Source organism: Mesotoga sp. H07.pep.5.3 (assembly GCF_002752615.1).
GTDB classification, from domain to species: domain Bacteria; phylum Thermotogota; class Thermotogae; order Petrotogales; family Kosmotogaceae; genus Mesotoga; species Mesotoga prima.
The window spans coordinates 1-15889 of record NZ_AYTV01000026.1 but is presented as its reverse complement, the minus strand read 5'-3'; the positions used below and the strand labels follow the sequence as shown (position 1 = coordinate 15889).

10 protein-coding genes are annotated in these 15889 nt (G+C 45.7%); 6 read left to right on the top strand and 4 right to left on the bottom strand.

Annotated features, from left to right (window positions below; all coding sequences use genetic code 11):
- Positions 1-25 precede the first annotated feature (25 nt).
- The gene (locus tag V513_RS12940) at positions 26-1597 is read left to right on the top strand and encodes an IS1634 family transposase (protein WP_099773066.1); all 1572 of its coding nucleotides are present in this window, start codon (positions 26-28) and stop codon (positions 1595-1597) included.
- Positions 1598-1987: 390 nt separating this feature from the next.
- On the opposite strand, the gene V513_RS12935 is transcribed toward V513_RS12940, so the two are convergent.
- Positions 1988-6442 (bottom strand): ABC transporter substrate-binding protein, encoded by a 4455-nt coding sequence (locus V513_RS12935; protein WP_099773065.1) that lies wholly within the window; start codon positions 6440-6442, stop codon positions 1988-1990.
- A 348-nt stretch (positions 6443-6790) separates the two neighbouring features.
- Between V513_RS12935 and V513_RS12930 the strand changes: the two genes are divergently transcribed.
- From V513_RS12930 to V513_RS12910, 5 genes are read left to right on the top strand one after another with little or no spacing between them, the layout of a single operon-like run.
- Complete coding sequence (locus V513_RS12930) at positions 6791-7816, top strand: LacI family DNA-binding transcriptional regulator (protein WP_257212155.1); 1026 nt, start codon at positions 6791-6793, stop codon at positions 7814-7816.
- 40 nt (positions 7817-7856) lie between these two features.
- A complete protein-coding gene (locus V513_RS12925; protein WP_099773064.1) occupies positions 7857-9275 on the top strand; it encodes an L-fucose/L-arabinose isomerase family protein in 1419 nt (472 codons plus the stop codon).
- Positions 9276-9318: 43 nt separating this feature from the next.
- The gene (locus V513_RS12920) at positions 9319-9966 is read left to right on the top strand and encodes a transaldolase family protein (RefSeq protein ID WP_099773063.1); all 648 of its coding nucleotides are present in this window, start codon (positions 9319-9321) and stop codon (positions 9964-9966) included.
- Positions 9963-10952 (top strand): carbohydrate kinase family protein, encoded by a 990-nt coding sequence (locus tag V513_RS12915; RefSeq protein WP_099773062.1) that lies wholly within the window; start codon positions 9963-9965, stop codon positions 10950-10952. The genes V513_RS12920 and V513_RS12915 overlap by 4 nt, the downstream gene beginning before the upstream one ends.
- Complete coding sequence (locus tag V513_RS12910; RefSeq protein ID WP_099773061.1) at positions 10949-12382, top strand: rhamnulokinase; 1434 nt, start codon at positions 10949-10951, stop codon at positions 12380-12382. Before V513_RS12915 ends, V513_RS12910 begins: the two co-directional genes overlap by 4 nt.
- On the opposite strand, the gene V513_RS12905 is transcribed toward V513_RS12910, so the two are convergent.
- Genes V513_RS12905 through V513_RS12895 form a run of 3 tightly spaced genes read right to left on the bottom strand, consistent with a single transcriptional unit; the run spans position 12363 to position 15573 of the window.
- Complete coding sequence (locus V513_RS12905) at positions 12363-12971, bottom strand: bifunctional 4-hydroxy-2-oxoglutarate aldolase/2-dehydro-3-deoxy-phosphogluconate aldolase (protein ID WP_099773060.1); 609 nt, start codon at positions 12969-12971, stop codon at positions 12363-12365. The genes V513_RS12910 and V513_RS12905 overlap by 20 nt on opposite strands.
- Positions 12972-12996: 25 nt before the next feature.
- A complete protein-coding gene (locus V513_RS12900) occupies positions 12997-13917 on the bottom strand; it encodes a hypothetical protein (protein WP_099773059.1) in 921 nt (306 codons plus the stop codon).
- A gap of 27 nt (positions 13918-13944) precedes the next feature.
- Positions 13945-15573 carry an ABC transporter substrate-binding protein gene (locus tag V513_RS12895; protein WP_099773058.1) on the bottom strand — a complete coding sequence of 543 codons (1629 nt, stop codon included), beginning with the start codon at positions 15571-15573 and terminating at the stop codon, positions 13945-13947.
- Between the last annotated feature and the right edge of the window lie 316 nt (positions 15574-15889).

Here is a 15889-nt window from a genome sequence, read left to right as displayed (position 1 = left end):
GTTATAGTGATATAATATAGGTGCCATGTTTCTTAGACTGAAGCACTTCAAAAACAAGGACGGTTCCACCAGGAGTTACCTGCAGCTCGTAGAGAATATACGAGTGGGGAATAAGACTAGACAGAAAGTTCTGGTTAATCTGGGGAGGGTAGATGATCTTCAGAACAGTGGCCAGATAGATAGGCTTATTGAAAGTCTGAAGAACTTCTCGACGAAAGAATGGATTAGGAAAGAAGCCCTTAATGTGAATCAAACCTATCTGTGGGGACCTGTGATTATCTTCGAGCAGTTATGGAAGGAACTGGGTATCGAAAGAGTATTGAGGAGACTTCTGGGAGATACGGATGCAGTTAGCGATTACGTTGAGGCTATATTCGCTATGGTACTTAACAGACTTGTCGAACCGAGATCGAAGAGGGGAGTAGACAGGTGGGTAAGCAAGGTTTACAGACCTGAGTTCGAGCAGTTGAGTCTTCAGCATTACTACCGTGGACTGGATTATCTCGAGAAGTTCAAGGAAGAAGTGGAGGAAGAGCTATTCAGTAATGTGAAGACTCTCTTCAACTTGAATCTCGATCTAGTCTTCTGGGATACAACGAGTACGTACTTCCAGGGAGAAGGACCTGAACTTTCAATGTATGGTCGTTCTAAGGATCACAGGTCTGATTGCAAGCAAGTGATGATAGGGGTACTAATGACGAAGGATGGTTTCCCCGTTGCTCACCAAATCTTTCCCGGGAACACAGCAGACATAGATACCTTCAGGATAGCTCTTGAGGATATACGAAGGAGATTCAACATAGACAGGGTTATAGTGGTAGCCGATAGAGGAATGATAAGCAACGGACTCATTGAGGAGATAGATAAGGCCGGGCTTTCATACATATTCGGAGTGAAGATGAGAAGAAGCAAGAGAGTTGAAGCGGTATTGAATCAGCCCGGTGATTACGAAGAAGTGGAAGAGAATCTGAAGGTAAAGGAAGTTCTGCATGAGGGGGAGAGATACGTAATCTGTTTCAATCCATTTCAGGCAGAAAGAGACAGAATAAAGAGAGAAGAGATAGTGAAGAACCTTACTAAGAAACTTAAACAGGGGCCAAAGAGTCTTGTTGGAAACAGAGGATACAGAAGATATCTGAGCATGCAGAAAACAGATGTGAAGATAGACCAGGAAAAGATGGCCTCCGAAATCAAATATGATGGCAAATACGTTCTAAGAACGAACACAAAACTAACCAATAGAGAGGTTGCTCAATCATACAAGCTACTGTGGAAAGTAGAGAGGGCCTTCAGGGAACTGAAGAGCGGACTCGATCTTCGCCCCATATACCATTACACAGACACGAGGGTGAAGGGACACATAATGATCTGTTTCCTTGCGCTTGTAATGGAGACTGCCTTATGCAGAAAGCTGAAAGAGATTGGAAGTACTTTCTCCTACGCAGAAATACTCGAAGACTTGACAGAGATAAGGGCAGTTGAGCTAACGGTAGAAAACAAACGCTTTCTTGCAAGGACTGAAACTATGGGCAATGCTTACGACGCTTTCAAAGCTCTCAAGATAAGACCGCCGGATCTACTCAAAGAGATTGCATAATAGACCACTGTGGTGGTACGTCTGTTTTTCTTTTCATTTTTTCCCTTGTTTAGCTGTTTTCAGATTTCTTGCTGTCAAAGTTGAGTCATACGATTAATATTTGTATTATCAATATTCTGAGCTAGACTTTGTGTTAAAGAATAATAGTCTCAGTATCCATCTAGCTATTTACACGCCTTTAGAGAATTAATTCTGGTTGTTCTGTTTTGGAGTGCGTTCAACTACGATAACTCTTTAAACACTTGTCCTTTTCTCTTTTGTTTCCGATCTTTGCTTTCTTCAATATTTCCATCACTTCCATACCAGTCTTATGTCTTGTATAACCGCAGTTCTACTCATACATGACATGAATGCCAAACTTTCTCAAATATACATGAGCAGAAGAAGTACTCACTCTTTCCAAATACTCTCGATCCCCCACAAAACACCAGCTGCAGGACTGGGAGAAGGATTTGCCAAATGAATTGTCTTCTTGTGAGCATAAAGAAAGTTTTGTGCGATTGTGTAGACTAAAGGCTGATACTCCGTAGCAAGCATCTGGAATTCCGCGAACAGATCCCACCTCTTCTGTTCATCTGTTTCAGCGGTCTGTTCAACGAATATCTCATGAATCCGGATTTCCCAGTCGAAAGACTCGTAAATATCTGGATCCACAACACCAGGTCTGACTTCTGGGGTGAAATTGAAGAAATGCATACCTGCGTCCGTCCTCCAAATATTCCAAGCAGAACCCGGATCGACGGTACCAGTAAGACTGGTCAGAACCGCATCGTAATCAGGCGTCAAAAGTTTGGTCACTAAAGTGTTGAAATCGGTAAGAACAAGGTTTATTTTCATACCTAGTTTCTTGGCACTATCGATAATTATATCGCAGATGAAGTGAGAACCCTCTGTGGTGACAAGATCAAACTCAACTATTGTTCCTCCAGAGTCAACAAGATTACCTTCGTCATCCCAATCGAATCCTCCTCTCTTCAATTCTAACCTTGCTCTCGTTACTGAGTATTTGTAGGGGAAAGCTTCAAGAATTTCAGGGTTGAAAAATCCTGAAGAAGGACTAACGGGTCCGTATATTGCGGTTCCAAGACCATAGAAAGGTCCTGCAATTATTGCCTCTTTGGGCATAGCATACTGGAACGCCCTTCTAAAATTCGGATTTCTGAACCAACCTCTTTTGTTAGAATCCTGGTTGTTGAAATTAAAAGTCACGAATTGGGATCCAAGAGCAGGGCCACCAACACCCGTTATCCAACCTTTTTCTTCTGCTTGGTCTACTATTCTCTGCCAGGAACTTACGTTAGGAGAAATTACATCTATTTCCCCGGCTTCGAACAAGAGTAGAGGATCAATGGTGCTAAATTTGAACTCCACGTTATCAAGATAAGGAAGTCTGGCACCCCCGGGTTCATATTCGAAATAGTATGGATTTCTTGAGAGTCTTATCTTTTCTCCTTCGATAAACTCAGAGATTATGAAAGGCCCCAAGCCGACGACTTCATTCCACTCTTCAACACTCCAAGCATCAGCTATCCACCCCTCATCTACTGCTTCCTTCAATATATGCTTAGGCAGTATGGTCGTCATTCCTATGGCCTTATAACACCAAACATTTGGTTCTGTCCAGGTAAAGGATATAACATCGCCATTCACACCTACTGTTGGAAGGTTACCGGAAGAATCTTTATACGTAGCATTGCCGTTTGCGATATTCTCTTCTATAAACACTACATCTTCAAAAGTCCATCTGACATCTTCGATCGTAAAAGGAATTCCATTCGACCAGTGTAATCCTTCTTTAACCCTGAAGTTTGCTGTTTTACCACTGTCAGTAAACCACCATTCTGAGGCAAGTCCAGCAATAGTAAGCAGTCCGCCAGTGTCGTTTCTGAGAAGAGACATATGGTTAAAGCGAATTATGTCGGTAGAACTGGTTTCCTGTGCCCACAATGGATTGAGAGTCGCAGGTTCGTTACTGGCAAATAAATATAGTGTTCCGCCATGATTTTCAGAGCGAAGATAAATAAAGTCCCATCTAATTGCATTAGAATACACTCCCTCGTTGTACTGTGCCCTGACTTCAAAAGTATGTTCGCCTTCAGAGTATCCTGACCATGTATAGCTTGTGTTTGTTCCGTTTTCTGTCCAGTCTCCCTCGTCTTTTCTGTACTCGTATTTGACTATCTCTACTTCTTCACTACCTTCTTGATCTGCAAATGCGATCTCTTGCCATTCAAAAACGCTGCTGTTAGTTGCTATACTGCCCGATGGCCCTCTCAGTTTAGTAAACTTTTCTACAGTGTGTATGAAAATCCATTCAACCGATTTGGAGTATGCCCCCTTGTCATCTTGCGCCCTGACCTCAAACTTGTGCTCTCCTTCTGAGTAGTCGCTCCAGGTGTAACTTGTGCTCGTGCCGTTACTCATCCAGTTGCCTTCATCCTTTCTGTATTCGTATTTGACAATCGTTCCGTCTGAGTCGCTTCCAGTCCAGGTGAAGGTACTGCTGTTTTCTGAGATCTCTCCATCTGGACCGCTGACTTTCGTTACCGTTGGAGGTGTGTTGTCAGTGAGATAATAAGTGACATCTCTTACTGCGTACGTACGATCATAATCGTTATTGTATGCAACAAAACGAATTGTCGCACTATCCGAGTTTCTAAATAGCTTGTCGCAGTCATCTTCTGTGAAAATGACATAGTTCGAAAACTTTTCGTTAAAGGTCAAATGTTTCCAGGTCCCTTCTGTGAAATAGAGTATGTCGACAATGATATTCCCGCTAGGTAACTGGGGGAAAGTGACAGTGAAACCTTCTCCATTAACCTTTGCTCCAGTTTCAGGCACTGCATCATAGTATCTTGTGAAAACTGAAACTTCAGGGGTTTCCTTGCCATCGCTCCTGGAGACTTTGTATTTGTACTCTTCATTGACTTCTATGTTGGTATCAGCGTAGTTCTCCACCGACATGCTATTTATTGTCGATATATTCGAGAAGGTGCCTCCTTCACTTCTCTTTATGTACTGAGAAGAAGGTAGTGACCTGTCTGGTCGACAGTGGTTCCACCATGAAAGCTTTATCGAATTGTCATTTATGTAGTAATAGATGTCCTTGAACCAAGGAGAATAGCTTTTGTCAAGATTTTCCGTGAGTAGAGTCATCCGCCCCGGACCTGTCCTACTATCAACTCCGATGCACAACATCTCCGAAAAATAACCATAGTATCCAGTGATTTTGCCATCATTGAGTGTAAGCTCTCTATTAACTTGAGGAAAATTTGGATCATAGATAGAGAAGACATAAACTGATGACCCCTCAACCTTGACCCCGTATGCAAGGACGGCATGTCCAATCCGAATTATTTCTGTCTTATCTCCATCATTATCTTCGTCACCAACATCTTGTTCATATCTTCCTAGACTCAGGACAACGGGAATCCCTTCTGCAAGCAATAAATACGTATCATTTGCATTTGTTATGTTGTTGGTAAAAGTTCTGTCAATCAGTTTTTCTACACAACTAATAAGCCCCGGTCCATCTTCCTGTTTAATTTCAACAAATTCCGCTATAGGAGTACAAGTAATTCCATGATCAATATTAAATGCGGAACGACAATACAATCTCGGTTCGAGATCACCAGCTATGTCAAAGAAGGGGTCCGCAAATCCGAGCCCCATTTTGAAGAGCCCAAGACTCGTCATCACCATTCCGTAGCAAACCCCCCTTTGACTGGTGAAATCGGCCACATCAAGCAGTTTTCCTGCATCCAAAACGTCCCCAGGTCTGTTCACAAAATTAAGTCCATAGTCTTGTACTGAGTAACTGTCAACTCTCTTGCTCAAGATTTCCGAGCTTGTCTCAACAGATGTGAGAACATAAGTGGAAAAGTGAGTGGTGAATGTTTTGTATTTTCCGTTCTGGAAGACTGTGTATGCAGGTATCCATTCTCCTAGATAATCATCATAATGCATTATTATTAGATCGTTGTTTTCTTCGCTTTCAACAAACTCGGAAGTAAATGTGACTTCCACTGGAGACTCTGTAGCTTCATCTGTAAGTCCATCAACATTTATGTCATATGCCGTGCTCTCAACATTACATCCCTCAGGAAGCTCTTCAGATGGTTCAGTTACGGCAATCGTCACTTTCTTACCCACATGAGAAGCAGGCAGCGTTATAGACACTTCTTCAAATACCGTTGTCGATTCAGACAGGTTCATTCCCATAACAAGCTCTGTCTTATTCGATTTCATGGTTCCTTTTGTACAGTAGACAGAGATAGTCTGAGTTGCGCTTGTATCTAGTTCAAATGTGTACTCTTCGGTGTTTGCTGGAAGCTGCTCTAATGGATTATCGTTCAAAGAAACATTGTACGAATCTTCACTGGTAGATATATCATTCCATACAATTGTGATTTCATTATCCGAAAAAGATTCCAGATATAGACTCTGGGGAGGAGCAAGGTTTATCTGTATCTCCTTCTCCTTTCTTGAAGTGAGACCCTTGCTGTCCTTGACTTCAACAACAACTGTGGTTGTACCTGCAACATTATATAAGTGGTTGATTATTTCGTTTGCTTTCTTGTTTGCGGAATAGTCTATCTCCCACACTCCGTCACCGTTGAAGTCCCATCTGGCTATTAGTTTGTCTGTGCTGTCTTCTTTGTCTGTGGATGTTGATGCATCAAAGTGTAACTGTCGCAGTTCCGTTGCGGAGCTTTCCACCAATTTGAAGTCGGCAACCGGTGGTGTATTTGGATTGCGAGGAATACATGAAATCATTACAAATGAGCTTAACATTACTACTATAAGAAAAGCTGCCTGCTCGAATCGTAGAACATGCCTTTTCATTACCCCACCTCCATAAGTGAGCCTTCCCACTAGAAGTAAGCACGTGAAGACTCAGGTAATATACGGCAAGTAGTGCTACGCACTCATACAACTAATATAGCACTTGTTACATTATTTACAAAGAGATGACCTTAGTAATTCAAATAAGTGTTCATGATCGCAGGAAAAAGAGTTTTCCAATTTTGTTGAAATCTCGATTTTTTCTATCAAAGAGAGTAAATAGAGACTGACTTATTCTACTTGAGCTCTCTCTACGTCTGTCTGCTACCACTTTGCTTTTCAATCAAGGACGACCCATAGTATAATGAAAATGAACGCAAACGTTTGCGAAAGGTTGCGACCTTAGTGATGAAGAAGACAACGATAAAAGACATAGCAAACGAATTGAACATATCGCCGTCGTCCGTATCGCGAGCGCTTTCCCACGAGCCGGGAGTGAGTCCTTCCCTGAGGAAAGAGATAGTTGACGCGGCCGAGAGATTGAACTATATTCCCAATTCCTCCGCAAAATCACTTAAAACAAGAAAGACCCAGACTGTGGGTCTCATCGTATCGGATATCAGGAATCCATTCTTTCTGGATTTCATGAGCGGAGTCGAGACCGTGCTCTTTCCTAGAGGCTACAAATTCATCGTCTGCGACATCGGCGAGGATTTCGAGAAAGAGAGAATCTACATCAAATGGCTCCTCGAACACGGCGTCGAGGGGATACTTTCCTCGCCCTGTGGGGGTGAGGATGGAAGAAACAACTCACGACTTTACAGAGAGGCAGTCAGGAGAAACATCCCCGTAGTCTTCTACGATAGGATTCTCGAAGGACTTGATAGGATAAGCTCGGTAACCCTCGACAACCGACAGGCGATTCTCCAGGGAGTGTTGCACTTAAAGGAGAACGGTCACAGGAAATTTGGAATAGTCCTTCACAAAAAGGGAATCTATACAATAGAAGAGAGACGTATGGGCTTTTTGGAGGCTTGCAAGATGCTGGACATTGAAATAAACGCAGACTGGATTATCGAGAATGCAGTGGACGCGGAAAGGGCTTCGCTGTCACTGGAGTCTGTTCTGAAATCGAACAGGAGACCGGATGCGATCATATCCACAAACCAGTTTCTCAATGAGGTCATAGTTGCAACCGTAAGGCAGATGGGCCTGAAAATCCCCGGTGATCTATCGATTGTAGGCTTCGATGACCATTCCATGAACGAACTGATCGAGCCACCCTTGACGACGATCAGACAGCCTGTGAAGGACATCGGCAGGATTGCCGCCACGATTATGCTGAGCGAAATAGACGGAACAAGAGGTGATAAATCGAAAGTTGTGCTGAAGGCGGAACTGCTTCAAAGAAAATCTGTGTCAAAGCTCATATAGACAAGCTCGAACAAAACACTAAAAAGAGGAGGAATGCTCAATGAAAAAGAGAAAGGTTGGAGTGATCACTTTTTCCGACGGGCGCGATTTCGTTCACAACGATCTGATCGAAATGAACAAGGGGTTTCAAGACAGGCTGGTTAAGGCCCTTGAAGCAACGGGTGAAGTGAAAGTTGTCACAGCCTCCGATATAGTCTGGAAGCCTTCTCTCGCGAAGAAGGCCGGCAAGGAGCTGATGAAGGCCGAGGTTGAGGCCACGATATTCAACTATGCTATCTGGTGCTGGCCGCATCTTTCCGTAATGGCCTCGCTTTATGCACCAGGTCCTTTCCTAACCTACGGACAGATCAATCCCTCTTACCCCGGTATGGTAGGCCAGCTGGCGGCAGCAGGTGCCCTCGAACAGGTCGGAATAATGCCTGAAAGGGTATGGGGCAATCCCGAAGATTCAGATGTGATCGAAAGGGTAATGCACTTCGTGAGGGCTGCTTCAGCAGCCGCAAGGCTGAAGGGCGAAAGATACGGTATGTTCGGCGGCCGTCCGATGGGAATGTACACGGCTTCGGCCAACGGTGATCAATGGCTGAAGGAGTTCGGTGTCGATGTGGAACAGATCGACCAGTATGAACTGGTAGTCAGGGCGGAGAAAGTACCAAAAGACGTCACAAAAGCAGCTAGAGAGTGGCTTGAAAGGCTTGCAACTGTAAAGTATGACGGCAAACAGCTTACACCTGAAAAACTGGAGAAGCAGATCGCGCTCTACGAGGCCGCGCTCAGTATCATAAAAGAGTACGAACTGGATTTTGTTGGATTCAAAGGTCAGCCCGAGATGACAAACAACTACGCAACGATGGACATAGTAGAGGCCTTCCTCAATGATCCATACGACTGGCACGGTTCAAAGGAAACAATCGTTGCGGCCACCGAAACGGATATGGATGGAGCTCTGACTATGGAAATCTTCAAGCATATCGCTCAGTCTCCAGTTCTGTTTGCAGACGTGAGACATTACTTCGAGGAAGAAGACCTTCTTGACCTCTGTAACTCGGGCACTCACGCGACCTACTTTGCAGGAAAATCTATGAATCCCGAAGACAATCTCAAACACGTAGAACTGTATCCCGAGGACTTCTACTTCCCGGCCGGAGGAGCTGCCGTAAAGCATTTTGCGGCACCTGGGCGAGTTACCCTTGCCAGGCTTGCGAGACAGAACGGCGAGTACATCATGACAATAGTACCGGGAGAGTTCGTTAAGCTCTCCGAAGCAGAAGAAAAGAAGCTGTCGGAGAAGGTTCAGATCGAATGGCCACATGCCTATGTGAAGCTGGATACGGACATGGATACCTTCCTGAGATACTACCCATGCAACCACACTCACGGTGTTTACGGCGATTTCGTAGAGGAACTGGTACAGTTCTGTGATATAAAGGGTATTGATTACCAGATTCTTGGAGAGTAAACTGCATTTCGGGACATATAGTTACTAAGAAAGGAGCCTGATAATGTTATACATTGACGGTATTTGTGAAAAGAGCGTTGAACTCGTTGAACAGCCTGTCTTTGCCGGAATCACCACTAACCCTACAATACTGAAAAGAGATAGGCCGGGATGGGGTCTTATGGATGCAATGAAATTCCTCTCAAAGGTCCCGGGCGAGAGACACTTCGTTCAGGGTAGCCTCTCTTCGACCGACTGGATTCAGAAGGTGAAGGAATTCATAAAGAAGAGCGATTTCGATCCCGAATTCTTTACTATCAAACTGCCCTGGGATCCGCAGAAGGCCTCTAATATTGTTCCTCAGCTGAACGATATTGGAGTTGGAGTTTGTGCTACGGCCGTTTACACTTTACAGCAGTACTACGCCGCGGTAAGCATGGAAGTTGAGTATGTGGCCGTGTACTTCGACAGAATGGTGAAGGCGGGAATAGATGCTGACTTGAGAATTACGGAGATGTTAGACATTGGTGACTGGCACTCAAACGCCCCTAGAATCATTGCGGCAAGTATAAAGGATATCGAGAGCGCAAACAAACTTATCTCACTGGGTGTCCATGATCTCACGTTGCCCATCGAGATCGCAGCTGAATACGTTCAGGGTAGTTTTCCGGCAGATGATCTCAACAGGTTCGAGGCTGACTTCAAGTTATGAGAGATCGGTCCAAACCGGTTTTATGCTCTGGAGAGATCCTCTTCGATTTTATCTCTAGAGAACCTATGAAAGGCCTGGAAGGCACCACCCTGTTTGAAAAGAAACCGGGTGGTGCACCTTTCAACATATCTGTCGGTCTTCACAGACTGGGAGTTCCTATGGAATTTCTCGCCAAAATTGGCATGGACGAATTTGGTAGCGCACTTCTCGAATATCTGAAGTCTCTTGGAATTTCTACCAGCTACGTGATTAGAGAACATGGAACGAAGACACCGATAGCCTTTGCCGCTCTGGACGGCGAGGGAAAGCCGGAATTTAGATTCTACTGGGATCATGCAGCCCATCTATCGCTCAAATCAGAAGAAATCGAAGAGATCGACCCTCTTAACTTTTCCCTCTTTCATTTTGGCGCGATAGTACTCCTGGAAGAACCGTCGGCATCCACTTATCTAGAGCTGTTCGAAAGGTTCAGTTCAAGAGGAGTCAAGACTTCATTCGACCCCAACATTCGAAGAAGCGCAATAGAAGATCACGATTCATTCAGGGCCATAGTCAGAGAAATCATCTCAAGAGTCGACATTCTCAAGCTCAGCGACGACGATCTGCTATACATATGTGACAGCGACAATTTAGATGAGGCCCTGTCTCGGCTCGAAGTCAAACCAGACACGCTCGTCTTTCTCACCCTCGGCAGCAGAGGATCCACTGTTTATCACGGAAGGACTTCTGTTAAGAGAGAGGGGTTCAAGGTGAAAGTGGCCGAGACAACGGGCTGCGGAGACTCTTTTATGGCCGCAGTAATCTCTAAGCTCTACAATATGGGCGATGAAGAACTGCGTAGTCTTACCGAAGAAGATCTGGGAAGCATTCTCACTTTCGCAAACGCAGAGGCGGCGATCGTCGCAACAAGATATGGCGGAGCAAGCTCGATGCCAGCCGAAAGCGAAGTGAACCAGTTCCTTAATGAACGGGGTATGGACCATTGATCGGATTTCTCGCCATAGACATCGGTGCCTCCAGCGGCAAGGCCTTCGTTGGAAAGTACGGTAGAAACAGGCTGGTTCTGGAAGAAGTACATCGCTTTTCGAACGAGCCTATCCATGTCGCAGGTTCGACTCACTGGAACCTCATTTCGCTTTACAAGAATGTCGTGGAAAGCATTAAGGTGGCTTCAACTCTGGGAATTGAGATCCGGAGCGTAGGAATCGACACATGGGGAGTGGATTTCGGTCTCATCGACAGTTCTGGTTCGATTCAGGGTGATCCCAGACATTACAGAGATATGTTCAAAGATGATTCCATGGATTACGCAATAAAGAAGGCAGGCAAGCGATGGATCTTCGACAGAGCTCCAACCCAGTTTCAGCCATTCAACACTCTCTATCAGCTCATATCTCTCAAACGTAAAAACAGCCGTCACCTTCAAAAGGCAGACGCCCTTCTCCCGATGCCTTCACTCCTAACCTACTTCCTCACAGGGGAGAAGCTGACAGAGTTCACTTTCGCCACTACCACACAACTCTTCGATCCCGATCGAAACGACTGGAGCGAAGAGCTTATAAGATTCTTCGATCTACCGGACATAATGACTCCGATCGTAGATCCAGGGGAAATCGCCGGAGAACTGCTCCCCTCAGTCGCGGAAGAGCTTGGCATAAAGGGCTTGAAGGTTATTCTGCCAGCGAGCCATGACACGGCGTCGGCCGTTTCGTCCATGGATCTTTCAGATGATTCGATGTTCGTCAGCGCCGGAACCTGGTGCCTAGAGGGGGTGTTGATCGACAAACCTTCCAGAAATGAAGATGTTATCGAAAACAACCTTGCCAACGAGGGCTGCTACGGAAGAAGGTACCGCCTGCTCAAGAATCTAACCGGTCTATGGTTGGTTCAAGAGCTCCTCAGGGAGTGGAAGAAATCGAATCCGAATCTCGATCACTTTGCATTGACCGAGATGGCGCTGACCGTCAGAAGCTATGAGAGAAAAATAGATGTGGAATCCGAAGCCTTCAGAAAACCGAGAAGCATGGAGAAGGCTATACTCTCCGAAGCCGAGAAGCTCGGAATCTCTTTGAAAAATAGGGGAGAGATCGTGAGAGCCGCGATCGAAGGAATCGCTTACCAGACAGAGAAAACAAGAAAACAACTGCAGTCAATAACCGGCCGATCAATAAGGAACATTAGAATGGTGGGCGGCGGCATTCGCAACAGCCTTCTCTGCCAGTTAGTGTCAGACTACACAGGGCTTCCGGTAGTCGCAGGACCGGCTGAAGGAACTGCCACGGGTAACATCATAGTCCAGATGCTTGGCCTTGGAGAACTAAGCGACCTATCGCAGGCTCACGATCTTATTCAACGCTCATTCAACTTTCAAGAATACACTCCGAAAAAGTTACACTTCATCCAAAGAAATTCTTGACTTTGGCGACGTACTGTCTTGCCTTCTCCTCTATTTCTTCCGGGCTCCCCTTAGTCAGATCGGATCCTATACCGACGGCGGCGGTGCCTGCCTTGAACCACGTGTCAATGTTGTCGAGATTGACTCCTCCCGACACCACACACAGCGCCTCGGGGAAGGGACCCCTAAGTGATTTCACAAAGGATGGCGAAAGGACATCGCCGGGGAAGACTTTGACCATCGAGCTGCCCAGCGCAGTCGCCTTTACATACTCCGTCGGCGTCATGATTCCGGGAAGATATAGCGTCTCAAGCGCTCTGGACTGAATCGCAAGTTCTTCGGAAAGATGCGGACTTACAACGTACTTTGCGCCGCTCTTAACTGCCTTGCTGAACTGGTCGTCAGTGATAACCGTTCCAGCTCCAACGTAAGCACCCTCTATTTCTTTTGAGAGAACTGCAATCGCCTTTGGGGCGTCTGGAACCGTGAAGGTTATTTCCAGGATCTTCACGCCTCCTCTGAAACAGCTTCTTCCAATCTCGACACATCTCTCCACGCTGTCGCTTCTAATGACAGCCATTATCCTTTCCTGCAGGATAATATTCTTCACTTCTATCCCCCCATTCGAATTCTATTTAGAGCAATATTCTTCCAAATGATTTGAGAATCAAAAGAACTCTCAAGGTTATTATAGCAACCCACTCATCCCAGGCCCTGCTCATCTCGCCATCGTAGAAGCTCTTGGACCAAGTGGGCTTTATCTTACCGTGCGTCTGAAGCTCGTTAATGTAGAATTCGATATTCTTTTCAATCAGCTCTCTATCGACGCAGAAGAACTCTTCGGGAGAGGTAACAAAATCCAGCGGCTTGGCTACATACTCCGTCCGCCATTCCTCCTCATCCTTGCTGATCAAAGTGCAGACTGCTTCATAGAGCTTTGGCCTTAAACTTGCGGCCGTCTTTTCGTCAAGTAATCTGTAGAGCCTTACAAAGCATAATATCTCGTGAAAAGAGGTAAACGTGTTCATACTTTCCAGATACCTGGTTGCCTGAGAAATAAGCTCATCTACATCTAGATTGGTGAACTCCCTGTACCTGGTTAAATATCCTATGATCTCGGCCGTTGGGTTCCCCCAGTTTGCATCGATTGCGCAAATTTCCTTCTCTTCATCGCATCCCCACCAAGGAGCGTGGGGGTAGTCATTGACGGTTCGTGGAACGGCGAACCATCCCTTTCTTTCCGAAACATATGTGTTGTCCAGATAAGCAATCGCTTTCGAGATTACTCCCTTTGCAAGTGGCAAATCATCGAAGTGAACAAGGTGTTGAAGCGCTACGGACGTTGCCATTGGAGAAGACGCTGGCAATCTGAAGTCCGGCTCTATAGCGTTTCCAAACCCGCCATCGACATTCTGATAACTGGCGATCTCCTCAACAACAATGTTTGCCGGGCCATCCATGAAATAATAGGCGAAAAGTCTCTTTTCCAGTTCTCTCCCGTTCTCAAGGATCGTATATTGTGCTCTCCTAAAAGGCTCCTTTTCAAGATAGAGCATTTTTAATACCCCCTTTATGTTGTCCTTTCATTTCTGCAAATACCATTCAGCAAGATTCTCGTAAAGCTCCCCTCTGCCCGGGACCGGCCCGCTGAGCTGGCTATTCCAGAAAGCGTAAGAGAGATTGTAGGCAAGAACTAGAACCGGTACATCGTTCGTCCATATCCTGTATGACCCAAGATAATAGGGAGCACGTTTTCGCCAGTCAGTTTCAATGGCGGCCCTTCTCATAATCCTGAAAATCTGTGGATTTACATAACCCACTTCCCAGCCTGTCTTCAAATCATGCTCATACTCATTGGTCCATGGGGCTATCTCGGGATAATCGAAGGCCTCAACTCGAAGATAGACCAGCTCATAATCGCCTTCATCTATGTCACGAAGAAGGCTTCCCCAATCGAGCCTTTCAACTTCGAGCTTCACACCTATCTTGTCCCAGCTCTTCTGGAGCTCCTCCAGCAATATATTCTCAACTCCATGATAGACCTTGATCGACAAAGTTATGCTACCGGGATAACCTGCATTTGAAAGAAAGGTCTTTGCCTTATCCGGATCGTAGGGAAGATCCACTATCTGAGCTTGCAGGGTCTTAGAGATAGCCGTTCTGGGATCTACAGGGATGAAAGTCCCTATGGAGTTGGGGAGGGCTTCAAGAAGAGATTCGTAGTCAAGAGACATCTTGAGTGCCTGTCTCACTCCCCTTTCTGCCAGGAGCGCGTTTCTATGATTTATGAGGATAACGTGATAACTACCATCCGGGAAGCTTCCCGATTTGAACTTTCCGGAAGCAGCTTCACTAAGAAGAGACTCGTTATGGTCCGGTTCACTGAAGAGAAGATGCAGCTCGCCCGCATCGAACATCTCAATTCTGTCAAGAGGCTCCGCCACTTCCACGAGCCTTATTTCATCCAGAAGGCTCTTTTCAGGCCAACTCTCGAATACTAGCGGAAAGAGATCGTCTCCAGATCCTCCGTGCCAGTTCGGGTTTCTCTTTAGAATAATGTTGCCTTTCACGCTTGCCGGATCGAGCATGAACGACCCTGATGTAGCTCCCACGGGTGGTTTATCCATCTCCATGTTCTCTTCCAGGCTCTCCGGTTCGATTCCAAGTCTGTCGGAGTAAATATGTTTGGCGAGCATGCCCGTTCTCAAAGAGTTCAAGAATTCGGGATACGAATCATTGAAATTGAAAACCACGGTCTTGCTGTCGACGACGGAAAACCAGCCAAACCGCGGATCATTGAGAGCCTCATAGACCGGAGAGCTTTCGGTGCTCTTCCAGGCTTTTATCGAGTACTCTAAATCCGCACTGGTTATAGGCGTTCCGTCATACCAGAAAATATCGTCTCTGAGCTTTATGATAAGTGACTTGTTCGAATTCAACAGCTCGTACTTTTCCACCAGGCAAGGACTCAATTCGTCGCCGCTTGCCCATCTGAAAAGCGGATCCTGGATCGCAAAAGTAACCCAGAAATCACCCTCCGAAAGCTCAAAGCCTGGAATGAATCTGAACGTAGTATCGACCGGCAGTGTAATCGAACCTCCGGCTAACTCCGAGTAAGAGAATTCTTCTTCCGTACCTCTTCTTTTAAGAACCTCGGAGAAACTACTGGTCAACAAGATTAGCAATACACCGACTAGAAATAATCTCCGCACAGGGTACCTCCAAAGCTTCAAGTCTCTCCACTATTATATTAGATAAACCTAATTCGATTTCGTTCGGAAAGACAAAGAGCAGGAGAAAATGGTTCTTCGTTGAATGGTTCACCGTTCACTGAATAGAGCATGTTCTTGGTTCCAGAGCAAGGATCTGTTTTTCGTTCTTGGTGTTTGTTAGAATAAGAGAGGCAGGGGATGCAAGATAAGTCCAGTCCTTGGTTATAGCCTGCGAGGCCCAGTTGGGCAAGAACATCTTGCATCCAAGAGTGTTCAGGAACGATAGTAGAATATCCGGAGCAGGAATGCTTCAGGA

Bases quoted from the DNA above. Each gene is read 5' to 3' on its own strand.
- V513_RS12940 (WP_099773066.1), top strand. From the start codon at position 26: ATGTTTCTTAGACTGAAGCACTTCAAAAACAAGGACGGTTCCACCAGG.
- V513_RS12935 (WP_099773065.1), bottom strand. From the start codon at position 6,442: ATGAAAAGGCATGTTCTACGATTCGAGCAGGCAGCTTTTCTTATAGTA.
- V513_RS12930 (WP_257212155.1), top strand. From the start codon at position 6,791: ATGAAGAAGACAACGATAAAAGACATAGCAAACGAATTGAACATATCG.
- V513_RS12925 (WP_099773064.1), top strand. From the start codon at position 7,857: ATGAAAAAGAGAAAGGTTGGAGTGATCACTTTTTCCGACGGGCGCGAT.
- V513_RS12920 (WP_099773063.1), top strand. From the start codon at position 9,319: ATGTTATACATTGACGGTATTTGTGAAAAGAGCGTTGAACTCGTTGAA.
- V513_RS12915 (WP_099773062.1), top strand. From the start codon at position 9,963: ATGAGAGATCGGTCCAAACCGGTTTTATGCTCTGGAGAGATCCTCTTC.
- V513_RS12900 (WP_099773059.1), bottom strand. From the start codon at position 13,917: ATGCTCTATCTTGAAAAGGAGCCTTTTAGGAGAGCACAATATACGATC.